The sequence below is a fragment of the Pseudomonas sp. App30 genome (assembly GCF_047947025.1).
GTDB lineage: Bacteria > Pseudomonadota > Gammaproteobacteria > Pseudomonadales > Pseudomonadaceae > Aquipseudomonas.
In genome coordinates, this window is sequence record NZ_CP133165.1 from 1,370,351 (window position 1) to 1,383,232 (window position 12,882).

The following is a 12,882-nucleotide window of genomic DNA, read 5'->3' on the forward strand; positions in this document are numbered from 1 at the left end:
GATGCTGGCCTATATCTGCAAGCGCCTGCTGCTGATCATCCCGACGCTGTTCGGCATCCTCATCATCAACTTCCTGATCATCCAGGCCGCCCCCGGCGGCCCGGTGGAGCAGGCCATCGCCAAGCTTGAAGGCTTCGAGGGCGCCACCAGCCGCTTCAGCGGTGGCGGCTCGGAGGTGTCCATGGGCGGCTCCAGCTACCGTGGCGCCCAGGGCCTGGACCCGGCGCTGATCAAGGAGATCGAAAAACAGTACGGCTTCGACAAGCCCGCGGGCGAGCGCCTGTGGATCATGATCAAGAACTACGCCCACTTCGACTTCGGCTCCAGCTTCTTCCGCGACGCCAAGGTCACCGACCTGATCCTGGAGAAGATGCCGGTCTCCATCTCATTGGGGCTGTGGAGCACGCTGATCATGTACCTGGTGTCCATCCCCCTGGGCATCGCCAAGGCCACCCGCCACGGCAGCCACTTCGACGTGTGGACCAGCTCGGCGATCATCGTCGGCTACGCCATTCCGGCGTTCCTGTTCGCCATCCTGCTGATCGTGGTGTTCGCCGGCGGCAGCTACCTGGACTGGTTCCCGCTGCGCGGCCTGACCTCCAACAACTTCGACCAGCTGAGCCTGGGCGGCAAGGTGCTGGACTACTTCTGGCACCTGGCGTTGCCGGTGACGGCCCTGGTGATCGGCAACTTCGCCACCATGACCTTCCTGACCAAGAACAGCTTCCTCGACGAGATCGGCAAGCAGTACGTGGTTACCGCCAAGGCCAAGGGCCTGAGCAACAACCGCGTGCTTTACGGCCACGTGTTCCGCAACGCCATGCTGCTGGTGATCGCCGGCTTCCCCTCGGCGTTCATCGGCATCTTCTTCACCGGTTCGTTGCTGGTTGAGGTGATCTTCTCCCTCGACGGCCTCGGCCTGATGAGTTTCGAGGCCGCGGTGAACCGCGATTACCCGGTGGTCTTCGGCACCCTGTTCATCTTCACCCTGCTGGGGTTGCTGGTGAAACTGATCGGCGACCTGACCTACAGCCTGGTCGACCCACGCATCGACTTCGAACGCCGGGAGCACTGAGATGAGCCTTTCCCCCCTCAACGCCCGTCGCCTGCAGCGGTTCAAGGCCAACAAGCGCGGCTGGTGGTCGCTGTGGCTGTTCATGATTCTGTTCGTGGCCAGCCTGGGCGCCGAACTGATCGCCAACGACAAGCCCCTGGCCGTGCACTACGACGGCAGCTGGTACTTCCCGGCCTTCCAGCGCTACCCGGAAACCACCTTCGGCGGCGAATTCCCGCTGGAGGCCAACTACAAGAGCCCGTACATCCAGCAGCTGCTCAAGGCCAAGGACAGCTGGACGCTGTGGGCGCCCATTCCGTTCAGCTACCAGAGCATCAACTACGACCTCAAGGTGCCAGCGCCAGCGCCGCCGTCGGCGCAGAACTGGCTGGGCACCGACGACCAGGGCCGCGACGTGCTCGCGCGGGTGATCTACGGCTTCCGCATCTCGGTGCTGTTCGCCCTGACCCTGACCATCCTCAGCTCCATCGTCGGCGTCATCGCCGGCGCCCTGCAGGGCTTCTACGGCGGCTGGGTGGACCTGGCCGGGCAGCGTTTCCTGGAGGTGTGGTCGGGGCTACCGGTGCTGTACCTGCTGATCATCCTGGCCAGCTTCGTGCAACCCAACTTCTGGTGGCTGCTGGGCATCATGCTGCTGTTCTCGTGGATGAGCCTGGTGGACGTGGTGCGCGCCGAGTTCCTGCGCGGCCGCAACCTGGAGTACGTGCGCGCCGCCCGCGCCCTGGGCATGCGCGACGCCAGCATCATGTTCCAGCACATCCTGCCCAACGCCATGGTCTCGACCATGACCTTCATGCCGTTCATTCTCACCGGCGCCATCGGCACCCTCACCGCCCTCGACTTCCTGGGCTTCGGCCTGCCCGCCGGCTCGCCGTCCCTGGGCGAACTGGTGTCCCAGGGCAAGTCCAACCTGCAGGCGCCGTGGCTGGGCATCAGCGCCTTTGCCGTGCTGGCGTTGATGTTGAGCCTGCTGGTGTTCATCGGCGAAGCCGCCCGCGACGCGTTCGATCCAAGGAAATGACATGCACCCTGACAACCTGATCGAAATCCGCGACCTGGCGGTGCAATTCGACAACAACGAACGCTCGGCCCGGGTGGTGGAAGGCGTGAACTTCGACATCCGCCGCGGCGAGACCCTGGCGCTGGTGGGCGAAAGCGGCTCGGGCAAGTCGGTTACCGCGCATTCCATCCTGCGCCTGCTGCCCTACCCCATCGCCAGCCACCCCAGCGGCACGGTGATGTACGAGGGCCAGGACCTGCTGCACATGGACGAAAAGCGCCTGCGGCAGATTCGCGGCAACCGCATCGCCATGATCTTCCAGGAGCCCATGACCTCGCTGAACCCGCTGCACAGCATCGAGAAGCAGATCAACGAAGTGCTCGGCCTGCACAAGGGCCTGACCGGCAAGGCCGCCACCGCGCGTACCCTGGAGCTGCTGGAGATGGTCGGCATTCCCGAGCCGCGCCAGCGCCTCAAGGCCCTGCCCCACGAGCTGTCTGGCGGCCAGCGCCAGCGCGTGATGATCGCCATGGCCCTGGCCAACGAGCCGCAACTGCTGATCGCCGACGAGCCCACCACCGCCCTCGACGTCACCGTGCAGCTGAAAATCCTCGAACTGCTCAAGTCCCTGCAACAGCGCCTGGGCATGGCCCTGCTGCTGATCACCCACGACCTCAACCTGGTGAAGCGCGTGGCCCAGCGGGTGTGCGTGATGCAACAGGGTTGCATCGTCGAACAGGGCGACTGCGAGCAGTTGTTCAACCACCCGCAACACCCCTACACCCGCGAACTGCTGGGCGCCGAACCGCGCGGCGAGCCGGCCGCCACCGTGGCGGGTGAGCCGATGCTGGAAGTCGACGACCTGAAGGTGTGGTTCCCGATCAAGAAAGGCCTGTTCAAACGCACCACCGACTACGTCAAGGCCGTGGACGGCATCCAGTTCAGCCTGCCGCGCGGGCAGACCCTGGGCATCGTCGGCGAAAGCGGCTCGGGCAAATCCACCCTCGGCCTGGCCATCCTGCGGCTGATCGCCAGCCAGGGCGCGATCCGCTTCCACGGCCAGCCGCTGGAGCGCCTCAACCGCGAACAGATACGCCCCCTGCGCCGGCAGATGCAGGTGGTATTCCAGGACCCGTTCGGTAGCCTCAGCCCGCGCATGAGCGTGGCGCAGATCGTCGGCGAGGGCTTGCGCATCCACGGTATCGGCACGCCTGCCGAGCAGGAACACGCCATCATCGAAGCGCTCCAGGAAGTGGGCCTGGACCCCGCCACCCGCCACCGCTACCCCCACGAATTCTCCGGCGGCCAACGCCAACGCATCGCCATCGCCCGGGCGCTGGTGCTCAAGCCGGCGCTGATATTGCTGGACGAACCGACCTCGGCGCTGGACCGCACCGTGCAGCGGCAGGTGGTGGAACTGTTGCGCTCGCTGCAGCTGAAATACAACCTCACCTACCTGTTCATCAGCCATGACCTGGCGGTGGTCAAGGCCTTGAGTCATCAGTTGGTGGTGATCAAGTCAGGCCAGGTGCTGGAGCAAGGCCCCGCAGCGCAAGTGTTCTCAGCCCCGCAGCACCCCTACACCCGCCAGCTCCTGGAAGCCGCCTTCATGGCATAACCCCGCCGCTGCTACATCCTGTGGGAGCTGGCTTGCCAGCGAGCTGTTAGGGCCATAAAAGCTCGCTGGCAAGCCAGCTCCCACAAGACAGTTGCTGCTACGGGTTGTGTGCCGCGCCTTTCAACACGGCGTCCAACAGCGCCTGCGCGCTTTCCACTGACTGCACCACAGACCACACTAGGCCTTGGCACCCGCAACCGTTGTCCGTCAGCTCGTACGCGCTTTCATGAGCACATTTGAGCAGCAACGCCAACTGCGCCAACGCCGTTTCAGCCTTCACGCCTGCGCGTACCTGGAACAGCGGTTCGTCGTTGTCGTCGAGGGGGCCGAAGGTGCAACTGGCGGTGCGGGGGGCGTGCAGATTTGTAGATGAAGTAACTGGCGTCAGCTTATCCATATCATCGATATCCTTGAGCGCCTTGATCTAAATCGGGCTACCAAACCCGATCGCCGAAGGGTTCAGCGACGGAGGGAGGGTATGGAAAACAGCCGACTCAGACAAGGCAGCGAGGCGATAATTGACGCTTCCTACACGTAGGGGTTAGGGTTCCCACAAAGCCGGCCATTCCACCACATCCTGCGTAGCAGCGGCCGCAGGCCGCGTCCCGGGCCGCCGCGGTAGCTCAGGCCGACGATGCCATGGAATCATCCAAACTGTTCACCGCCACCCGCTCCACCAGCGCCAAGGCATCGATCAGGCTCAACGGCCGCCCTAGCAGATACCCCTGCACCTTGTTCGCCCCCAGCAAGCGCAACGCGTCCAGTTCCGACTGGGTTTCCACCCCTTCGGCGACGATGGTGCTGCCGGTCTCGCGGGCAAAGGCGATAAGCGCCGAGGCCATGGCGCGTTTCTGTGGGTCGTGGTCGATGCCCTGGGTCAGGCTCATGTCCAGTTTGATCATGTCCGGGCGCAGTTGCAGGATGTGGCGCATGCTGGCGTAGCCGGCGCCGGCGTCGTCGATGGCCACGCGCACGCCGTTCTGGCGCAGGGGCTTGAGGGCCTTGAGTAGCCCCGTGTAGTCATTGACGATGGCGTGCTCGGTGATTTCCAGCACCAGGCGGCTGGCCGGGCACGGGCTGAGCAGGTCGGTCAGGCGGCCGCTGAGCATCAGCTGCGGCGAGCAGTTGATGGTCAGGTAGGTGCCCGAGGGCAGCGCGTCCATACCCTTGAGGGCGGCGGCGATGGCGTGGCACTCCAGCTCCACGCCCAGGCCGGCTTCGGCGGCTTCCTTGAACCATTGGTCGGGGCTGCGCACCGGCACCAGGTTGAAGCGCGACAGGCACTCCCAGCCGCAGATGCTCATGCCCTGGAAGTCGAAGATCGGCTGGTAGACGATGCTCGGCTGCTGGCTGGCCAGCACCGCGGAGATGCGTCGGTGCTTGGCCACGCGGTCGCGCACCAGGGTCAGGTCGCCCTCGATGCGGTCGGCGATCAGCTCGGCGAACACCTTCATCACCAGCAGGTCGCGCTGGCCCAGGCTGCTGTCGGCGCTGTAGCCAAAGCAGCAGAAGGTGCCGTACAGCCGGCCGTCGCTCAGGTAAATAGGCACGCTCATGTGCGAACCGATGGGCAGCGCCAGGGTTTCCGGGATGGCCAGCGCCTCGGGCAGTTCGCCAGTGTTGGCGATCAGCTCGGGCAACTCGCCCTCCACCACTTTCAGGCAGTAGCCCACGTCCAGCGGCAGCGCATCGCCCGGCCGGATCGGGCCATCGCCGTCGGTGTCGACGTGGATGAACACCCGGTCACTGGTGCGAAATTGCGAGACGAACGCCACGTCCATGCCCAGATGGGTGCGCAACGCCCGCAACACCTTGTCGATACAACCCGTGCCCGTCGGTGCCTCGGATTTCAGGCTCACCACGCTGGCAAGCTGTGTGGCTGACATGTCCATGACGGCCTCCTTGATCCCTGGATCCCAAGATTCTAGGACTGTGACCTCGGAATTTCGCCGACCGCTCGGCGCTTCCTGACGAAATGCGAGGGAAATGCGAAAGGTGTCACAAAACGTTTAACCCTGCGTGAGGACTTGGCGAACGGCCGCGGCCGACACTGGCCCCATGATTCGGCCCACCAGGAGCGCCACCATGCAATCCAGACGATGGTTTTTGATCCAGGCCGCGGCAGTGACCTCGCTGGCCGCCTACGCGCTGATGAGCGGCCGCATGCGCCTGGCCATGGCGGCGGACAGCACGCCGGGCGAGACCTTCGCCGTGCAGCACAGCGATGAACAGTGGCACCAACTGCTCAGCGACGAAGCGTTCGACGTGCTGCGCCGCGCGGGCACCGAGCGCCCCTACAGCAGCCCGCTGAACAACGAGCACCGCAGCGGCCGCTTTGCCTGCGCGGGGTGCCAGCTGCCGCTGTTTTCTTCCAGCGCCAAGTTTGACAGCGGCACCGGCTGGCCGAGCTTTACCGCGCCGTTGCCGGGCGCGGTCAACGTCAGCCGCGATACCACGCTGGGCATGGAGCGCAACGAGGTGCATTGCCACCGCTGCGGCGGGCATCTGGGCCATGTGTTCGACGACGGCCCGGCGCCGACCGGGCTGCGCTACTGCATGAATGGCGTAGCCATGGTCTTCACCCCCGGCACCGCATAGACCCGTAGCAGCAACTGTCTTGTGGGAGCTGGCTTGCCAGCGAGCTTTTATGGCCTCAACAGCTCGCTGGCAAGCCAGCTCCCACAGGATGCGGCCGCTGCTACGGGTCAAGGGGATAGAGCTCATCCAGCACCTGCATCAGCGCCCGTTTGCGCGGGCTTTCCAGGCCGGTCCAGGCCACGCCGATGCCGGCGCCGCTCATGGCCAGCGCCAGCGGCCGGGTGACCACCCCGGCGGGCAGTGCCGACGCCGCGCCCGCCGGCACGATGCCCACGCCCAGCCCCGCCGCCACCAGCGCCAGCAAGGTGGTGAACTCGCCCATCTCCCGGGCAATGGTCAACGTCACCTTGCGCCGATGAAAGCCCACCAGCATCTGGTCATGCAGCCCCGGCGCGTACTTGCGCGCCAGCACCAGCGCCGGGCGCCCGGCCAGGTCCTGGGGCTGGAGGCGGCGCTGGGCGCACAGCGGATCGCCCGCCGGCAGTGCCACCACCAGCGACTCCTCGAAGAGCATGCGCGTGTGCACCCCGGGCACGCTCAGCGGCAGGCGCACCAGGCCGAAATCCAGGGCGTTGTCCTGCAGCGCCCGGGCCTGCAGCAGCGAGGGCATGTCCTTGAGTTCCAGCTCGATGCGCGGGTAGCGCTGTTCCATCTGCCGCACCAGGTCGGGCAACAGTTGCGACAGCACCGACGACACGAACGCCAGGCGCACCACGCCCACCTCGCCGGCCGCCGCCTGTTGCAGCACCTCGCGCGCACGCCCGGCCTGGCGCAGGGTAGCCAGGGCCTCGGGCAGGAACAACGCGCCCTCCTCGGTCAGCTCCACGCCATGGCGGTCACGCTCGAACAGCTGCGCGCCGACGTCCTCTTCCAGCGCGCGAATCTGCGCGCTCAACGCCGGCTGCACGATGTGCAGGCGCTCGGCCGCGCGGCCGAAATGCAGTTCCTCGGCCAGGGCCGCAAAGGCCCGCAAGTGTTTGAGTTCCACAAAGCCTCCATTGCTGGTGATCACGAACGGTGATCACGGCATCACCATAAACGATTGGCAGGCCCCGGCGATAGCGGTTGAAAGTAGCGCCATCCCTATTCCATAAATCCAATACCGGGAGACTCACATGACAGCAAGCTTTCGCCTGGACGGCCGGCGCGCACTGATTACCGGCTCGGTACGCGGCATCGGCCTGGCCCTGGCCCGCGGGTTGGCCCAGGCCGGCGCCCAGGTGGTGCTCAACGGCCGCGACGCCGAGCGCGCCCAGGCCGCCTGCGCCTTGCTGCGCGACGAAGGCCTGGCCGCCGAATACGCGGTGTTCGACGTCGCCGACCACGACGCCAGCGCCCAGGCCATCGATGCCCTGGAACAGCGCCTGGGCGCTATCGATATTCTCGTCAACAACGCCGGCATCCAGCACCGCCAGGCCCTGCAGGACTTCAGCAGCCAGGACTGGCACCGGCTGATGAGCACCAACCTCGACGGCGTGTTCAACGTATCGAAGGCCGTGGCCCGGCACATGATCGCGCGCCAGAGCGGCAAGATCATCAACATCGCCTCGGTGCAGAGCGAACTGGCCCGCCCGTCCATCGCCCCCTACGCCGCCAGCAAGGGCGCGGTGCGCATGCTCACCCGCGGCATGTGCGCCGACTGGGCCGGCCATGGCCTGCAGATCAACGCCCTGGCCCCCGGCTATTTCCGTACCGAACTGAACCAGGCTTTGGCCGACGACCCGGCGTTCGACGACTGGCTGGTGAAACGCACACCCGCCGGGCGCTGGGGCAAGGTCGAGGAGCTGTGCGGCGCCGCCGTGTTCCTGGCCTCGCCCGCCGCCGACTTCATCAACGGCCAGACCCTGTTCGTCGACGGCGGCTTGACCTGCGTCGTCTGACCCACTTTTTCCAAGGATGCCACCATGCCTCAATCACTCCCTACCCTGTGCGGCTCGATCATGGGTTCGCCGTTCTCGCTCTCGGCGAAGATCCACAACGCCGCCTACGCCGCCCTGGGCCTGGACTACACCTTCGTGTGCTTCGGCGTCGAAGACCCGGTGGCCGCCGTCGGCGCCATCCGCACCCTGGGCGTGCGCGGCATGAACGTGTCCATGCCCTACAAGCAGGCGGTCATGCCGCACCTGGACGCCATCGACGAGTCGGCCCAGGTGATTGGCGCGGTCAACACCATCAACAACGTCGACGGCGTGCTCACCGGCTACAACACCGACTACCTGGGCGCCGTGCGCGCGCTGCAGGAAGTCACCCGCCTGAACGACAAGCGCATTGCCGTGATCGGTGCCGGTGGCGCCTCCCGCGCGGTGGTCTACGGCTGTGTGAAAGCCGGCGCCCAGGTCACCGTGTTCAACCGCAGCGCCGAGCGCGGCAGCGAGCTGGCCCAGTCGCTGAAAGCGCGCTGGGGCGGTGCGGTGGAGCGTTTCGACGCCAAGGCCTTCGACATCGTCATCAACGCCACCTCGGTGGGCTTCAAGCAGCCCGACAGCAACCCGCTGGACGGCCGCCTGCAAAGCCACCTGATCGTCATGGACGTGGCCTTCATGCCGGTGCAGACCGCGCTGCTGCGCCAGGCCCGCGCCCTGGGTTGCGGCACCGTGGCGGGCACGCGCATGCTGGTGCACCAGGCCTGCCGGCAGATCGAGCTGTACACCGGCCACGACGCGCCCATCGATGTGATGGAGCAGGCCATGCTCCAGGAAATCCAGCGGTTGAACCTGTAACCCATCCCGGTTGCCTATCAATAACAAGACGCCATGAAGGCGCCTGGAGGAACGAACATGACCCACGCCCGCTCCCCGTCCGACACCGCTGAACCGGTTGACCCGCAGGTGAAGAAAGACCTGCACCGCGCCGCCTGGGCCTGCTCCCTGGGCAGCGCCCTGGAGTACTACGACTTCGCCCTGTACACCCTGGCGTCGGCACTGATCTTCGGGCCGCTGTTCTTCCCCGAGCAGACCCGCGCCATGAGCCTGATCGCCAGCTTCGGCACCTACTTCCTCGGCTTTGCCATCCGCCCCCTGGGCGGCGTGCTGTTCGGCATGATCGGCGACCGCGTGGGGCGCAAGTTCGTGCTCTCGGCCACGGTGCTGCTGATGGGCGTGTCCAGCACCCTGATCGGCGCCCTGCCCACCTTTCACCAGGTGGGCTACCTGGCGCCGGTGCTGCTGGTGGTGCTGCGCCTGCTGCAAGGCCTGGGCGCCGGCGCCGAGCAGGCCGGCGCGGCGGTGATGATGACCGAGTACGCGCCCAAGGGCCGTCGCGGCTTCTACGCCGCGCTGCCGTTCCTGGGCATCCAGCTGGGCACCATCATGGCCGCCCTGGTGTACTTCCTGGTGGTCAGCGGCAACGACAACATCACCCAGACCAACCTGTGGCGCGTGCCGTTCTTCATCAGCGTGATCATCGTCGCGCTGGGCCTGTACATGCGCCTCAAGCTCAAGGAGTCGCCGACCTTCGTGCGCCTCAAGGCGCTGAAGCGTGAATGCGCCAACCCGCTGAAAAGCGCCATGACCCACTCCAAGCCGACCCTGCTGCTGGGCATCGGCCTGCGCCTGGCGGAAAACGGCGGTTCGTCCATCTACCAGGCCCTGGCGGTGAGCTACATCGTCGGCGTGGTCGGCCTCAAGGGCCCGGTGGGCGTGCTGACGCTGATCTGCGCCGCCAGCCTGGGCGCGCTGACCGTGCCCATTGCCGGCAAGCTCAGCGACCGCTTCGGCCGCGTGGTGGTGTACCGCGCCTTCGCCCTGCTGCAACTGGCGCTGGCGTTCCCGGTGTGGTGGGTGTTGAGCCTGGGCAACATCGTCGCCAGCATCGTTGCCATCTCCATCGCCCTGGGCATTGGCACCTGGGGCATGTTCGGCACCCAGGCAGCGCTGATGCCCGAGCTGTTTGGCTCACGCCACCGCTACATGGGCGTGTCGATTGCGCGGGAAGTGTCGGCGGTGATCGCCGGCGGTATCGCGCCGATGATTGGCGCGGGTATCATCGCCGTGGTCATGGCCACCCATGAAGGCGACAGCAACGCCGGCATCGGCGCCTGGGTGCCGATTGCCTGCTACCTGGCGCTGCTGACCGCGACCACGCTGTACACCACGTTCAAGACCCCGGAAACCCTGAACCGCGACCTGGATGAACCGCGTGACGCGTGGGAGGTGGCGAAGGCCGATGAGGCGGTTAAAGCGCACCATCACGCGATTCCGGTGCGCCACTGACGCGGCCTGGCTGTCGCTACGGCGCTCCCTGCGGGAGCGGGGTCTGACCGCGAAGGTCGCACTGCAGAGGACCCCGCGCCCTTGATCTTGATCCCGTGCGGCTCTTGATCTTGATTGTGTGCCCCATAAAGCGCCAGGGCCGACTGGAGGCGTTGGCCGAGCGGTCCACGGCGTAGCCGGGGAAGACGGAACCGGAGGCGCTTCTATTCCGGGCCGTCGGCCGCTTGGGCGACGCCGGAAGGAGGGGACCCGCAGCGAAGCGGAGGGACCAAGCAGGGGCAAGCCTTTTTTGCTTACTTTTTGTGGCGTTTGACAAAAAGTGAGCCGCCGTAAGGGCGGAAAGGTGATTTTGCATCACCCATCGAAAATGGATATGTGCACAGATTCTGTATCCCGCTTCGGCGATTTCGAGCATATCCATTTTCGCGGTGAGACCACCGACCGTTTCGGCCTTACGCCGAGTAACTTTTTGGCAGTCGCCCCAAAAAGTCACCAAAAAGGGCTTGCCCCTGCTTGGGCCCTCCGCTGCGCTACGGGTCCCCTCCTTCCGGCGTCGCCCAGGCGGCAAACGGCCCCCGCTATAGAAGCCTGCGGGTTGCCGTTTCCTTCGGCTGCGCCGAAGGGCCCTGCGGGCTGCCGCCTGGGCAACGCCTCCAGTCGGCCCGGGCGCTTTACGGGGCATACAATCAAGATCAAAAACCAGATCAAGATCAAGATCAAGATCAAGATCAAGATCAAGATCAAGATCAAGATCAAGATCAAGATCACGAACAAATCACAACCTGATGCCGTGAGGTGCCCGTTTCGTGGGCAGAACCCAGTCCCACGGAAGACAGGCGCCGCTACAGGGTTTGGGGGGCCAGCACGTCGCCTAGCCAGGCGTTGAGGTCCTCGATTTCGGTCTTGCTGATGGAATGTTTCAAGTCGGCATAAGCGTGGAAATCCGGCTCCAGGCCCAGCTCATGCAAAATGCGCTGGGCCTCGCTGGCATCGGTGAACGGCACCTGCGGGTCGTCCACGCCATGGCCGATGAAAATCGCCAGCGACTTCAGCGCCGGGTCCGGCTTCAGTTCGCTGCGCAGCACCGGCAGGATCTTGCCACTCAGCACCGCAATGCCCCGTACCGCCTGCGGTTCGCGCAGGCCCAGCTCGTAATTCATGATGGCGCCCTGGCTGAAGCCGATCAGCACCACCTTCGACTTGTCGGTGTGGTACTTGGCCACCGCCTGGCTGATGAAGTCCTTGAGCGTCTGACGGCTGCTGGCCAGGTCTGCGGTCACGCCGTCGTAGGGGCCATCGCCCTGGCGGTGGAACCACTGGTAGCTGCCCTCTTCCAGGGTCTGCGGCGCGCGCACCGACAGGTAGGTGTAGCCATCGGGCAGCGAGTCTTTCAGCTCGAACAGGTCGGCCTCGTTGCTGCCGTAACCATGCAGGAAAATCACCAGCGGCTTGTCGCGCGTGACCGTCGGCGCCTGCTCCAGGTATTTCAGCGGCAGGTCGGTGTGCAGCACGGGGTCGGCGGCGTGGGCCAGGCCCGACACCAGCAACAGCGCAAGGGCCATTCGTTTGATCATGGAGTCTCCGATTTAACTGCGCAGAAGGCAGCGGTCGTATAAGGGACAGTGACTTCGGCCTTGCCGGCCAGCAGAGGTTCACTGGCGATCAGTGCGCGCACCTGGGCGTCCACCGCTTCGCGCTGGGCAGCGGGCAGCCCTGCGATGAAACTGGTGGAGCGCACGCGGTCGATGATCACCGTGTCGGGGCTGCCGGTGTGGCCGTTGCCAAAATGGGCTTCCTGCAACGTGCTGAAGCCGGGCGCGGGGAACACCTGGCGCCAGGCGCCGCTGTAGTAGCGCGGCGTGTCGCCTTCGTAGTGGTTGACCAGCGTATCGAGGCGCGCCACCCACGGCACGCTGTTGTCACGCAGGTTCCACACCAGGCCCAGGCGGCCGCCGGGCTTGAGCACGCGGCGGATCTCGGCCAGGGCTTCGGGGGTGGCGAACCAATGGAACGACTGCGCGCACACCACCGCGTCCAGCGAGGCATCGGGCAGCGGGATGGCGTCGGCGCGGCCGTCCAGCGCCTGCACGTGGCCGTAGCTGGCGTGCAGTTTCTCGCGCATGGCCGCCACCGGCTCCACCGCCACCACGCGGGCGCCGGTGGCCAGCAGCCGCGGGGTGAACTTGCCGGTGCCGGCGCCCAGGTCCAGCACCGTGCTGCCGGTGTGCAGGCCCAGGGTGTCGCGCAGCCAGGCATCCAGCGCCGGCGGGTAGTCCGGGCGGCCGCGGGCGTAGGTGTCGGCGGTGGCCCGGGTGTCGTAGCCTTCGGCGGCGTGGTGAATGCTCATGGTGCGCCCCTGCTCGGTGAGAAGTGCATCATC

The 12,882-nt window shown here is 65.9% G+C and carries 12 protein-coding genes; 7 read left to right on the plus strand and 5 right to left on the minus strand.

Annotated features, from left to right (window positions below; all coding sequences use genetic code 11):
* Position 1: 1 nt before the first annotated feature.
* Genes RAM80_RS06045 through RAM80_RS06055 form a run of 3 tightly spaced genes read left to right on the plus strand, consistent with a single transcriptional unit; the run spans position 2 to position 3,693 of the window.
* On the plus strand, positions 2-1,075 hold the full coding sequence (locus tag RAM80_RS06045) for a microcin C ABC transporter permease YejB (RefSeq protein WP_416425318.1): 1,074 nt from the start codon (positions 2-4) through the stop codon (positions 1,073-1,075).
* A 1-nt stretch (position 1,076) separates the two neighbouring features.
* Positions 1,077-2,096 (plus strand): ABC transporter permease, encoded by a 1,020-nt coding sequence (locus RAM80_RS06050; RefSeq protein WP_416425319.1) that lies wholly within the window; start codon positions 1,077-1,079, stop codon positions 2,094-2,096.
* 1 nt (position 2,097) lies between these two features.
* A complete protein-coding gene (locus tag RAM80_RS06055) occupies positions 2,098-3,693 on the plus strand; it encodes an ABC transporter ATP-binding protein (RefSeq protein ID WP_416425320.1) in 1,596 nt (531 codons plus the stop codon).
* 97 nt (positions 3,694-3,790) lie between these two features.
* Here RAM80_RS06055 and RAM80_RS06060 read toward each other — a convergent pair whose 3' ends face one another.
* The gene (locus RAM80_RS06060) at positions 3,791-4,090 is read right to left on the minus strand and encodes a DUF3077 domain-containing protein (protein ID WP_416425321.1); all 300 of its coding nucleotides are present in this window, start codon (positions 4,088-4,090) and stop codon (positions 3,791-3,793) included.
* 226 nt (positions 4,091-4,316) lie between these two features.
* On the minus strand, positions 4,317-5,579 hold the full coding sequence (locus tag RAM80_RS06065; RefSeq protein ID WP_416425322.1) for an EAL domain-containing protein: 1,263 nt from the start codon (positions 5,577-5,579) through the stop codon (positions 4,317-4,319).
* Between the two features lie 199 nt (positions 5,580-5,778).
* Here RAM80_RS06065 and msrB point away from each other — a divergent pair, with 199 nt between their 5' ends.
* Positions 5,779-6,291: a peptide-methionine (R)-S-oxide reductase MsrB gene (gene msrB / locus RAM80_RS06070; RefSeq protein WP_416425323.1), complete on the plus strand. Its 513-nt coding sequence runs from the start codon at positions 5,779-5,781 to the stop codon at positions 6,289-6,291.
* Between the two features lie 100 nt (positions 6,292-6,391).
* Here the strand turns inward: msrB and RAM80_RS06075 are convergent, their stop codons facing one another.
* A complete protein-coding gene (locus tag RAM80_RS06075) occupies positions 6,392-7,279 on the minus strand; it encodes a LysR substrate-binding domain-containing protein (RefSeq protein WP_416425324.1) in 888 nt (295 codons plus the stop codon).
* A gap of 127 nt (positions 7,280-7,406) precedes the next feature.
* On the opposite strand from RAM80_RS06075, the gene RAM80_RS06080 reads away from it, so the two are divergent.
* Genes RAM80_RS06080 through RAM80_RS06090 form a run of 3 tightly spaced genes read left to right on the plus strand, consistent with a single transcriptional unit; the run spans position 7,407 to position 10,502 of the window.
* Positions 7,407-8,171, plus strand: coding sequence for a glucose 1-dehydrogenase (locus RAM80_RS06080; protein ID WP_416425325.1), 765 nt, complete (start codon positions 7,407-7,409; stop codon positions 8,169-8,171).
* 24 nt (positions 8,172-8,195) lie between these two features.
* Positions 8,196-9,011, plus strand: coding sequence for a shikimate dehydrogenase (aroE, locus tag RAM80_RS06085; RefSeq protein ID WP_416425326.1), 816 nt, complete (start codon positions 8,196-8,198; stop codon positions 9,009-9,011).
* A 57-nt stretch (positions 9,012-9,068) separates the two neighbouring features.
* Entirely contained in the window at positions 9,069-10,502 is a 1,434-nt protein-coding gene (locus tag RAM80_RS06090) for an MFS transporter (protein WP_416425327.1), read from the plus strand.
* A gap of 842 nt (positions 10,503-11,344) precedes the next feature.
* Here RAM80_RS06090 and RAM80_RS06095 read toward each other — a convergent pair.
* Both RAM80_RS06095 and RAM80_RS06100 read right to left on the minus strand, forming a co-directional pair.
* Positions 11,345-12,076 carry an alpha/beta hydrolase gene (locus RAM80_RS06095; RefSeq protein ID WP_416425328.1) on the minus strand — a complete coding sequence of 244 codons (732 nt, stop codon included), beginning with the start codon at positions 12,074-12,076 and terminating at the stop codon, positions 11,345-11,347.
* Complete coding sequence (locus RAM80_RS06100) at positions 12,073-12,849, minus strand: class I SAM-dependent methyltransferase (RefSeq protein ID WP_416425329.1); 777 nt, start codon at positions 12,847-12,849, stop codon at positions 12,073-12,075. The genes RAM80_RS06095 and RAM80_RS06100 overlap by 4 nt, the downstream gene beginning before the upstream one ends.
* Positions 12,850-12,882 lie beyond the last annotated feature (33 nt).

What these genes read in the sequence shown, in the direction of transcription:
- aroE (WP_416425326.1), top strand. Translation starts at nt 8,196, where the DNA reads ATGCCTCAATCACTCCCTACCCTGTGCGGCTCGATCATGGGTTCGCCG.
- RAM80_RS06090 (WP_416425327.1), top strand. Translation starts at nt 9,069, where the DNA reads ATGACCCACGCCCGCTCCCCGTCCGACACCGCTGAACCGGTTGACCCG.
- RAM80_RS06080 (WP_416425325.1), top strand. Translation starts at nt 7,407, where the DNA reads ATGACAGCAAGCTTTCGCCTGGACGGCCGGCGCGCACTGATTACCGGC.
- RAM80_RS06055 (WP_416425320.1), top strand. Translation starts at nt 2,098, where the DNA reads ATGCACCCTGACAACCTGATCGAAATCCGCGACCTGGCGGTGCAATTC.
- RAM80_RS06065 (WP_416425322.1), bottom strand. Translation starts at nt 5,579, where the DNA reads ATGTCAGCCACACAGCTTGCCAGCGTGGTGAGCCTGAAATCCGAGGCA.
- msrB (WP_416425323.1), top strand. Translation starts at nt 5,779, where the DNA reads ATGCAATCCAGACGATGGTTTTTGATCCAGGCCGCGGCAGTGACCTCG.
- RAM80_RS06060 (WP_416425321.1), bottom strand. Translation starts at nt 4,090, where the DNA reads ATGGATAAGCTGACGCCAGTTACTTCATCTACAAATCTGCACGCCCCC.
- RAM80_RS06095 (WP_416425328.1), bottom strand. Translation starts at nt 12,076, where the DNA reads ATGATCAAACGAATGGCCCTTGCGCTGTTGCTGGTGTCGGGCCTGGCC.
- RAM80_RS06100 (WP_416425329.1), bottom strand. Translation starts at nt 12,849, where the DNA reads ATGAGCATTCACCACGCCGCCGAAGGCTACGACACCCGGGCCACCGCC.
- RAM80_RS06045 (WP_416425318.1), top strand. Translation starts at nt 2, where the DNA reads ATGCTGGCCTATATCTGCAAGCGCCTGCTGCTGATCATCCCGACGCTG.
- RAM80_RS06050 (WP_416425319.1), top strand. Translation starts at nt 1,077, where the DNA reads ATGAGCCTTTCCCCCCTCAACGCCCGTCGCCTGCAGCGGTTCAAGGCC.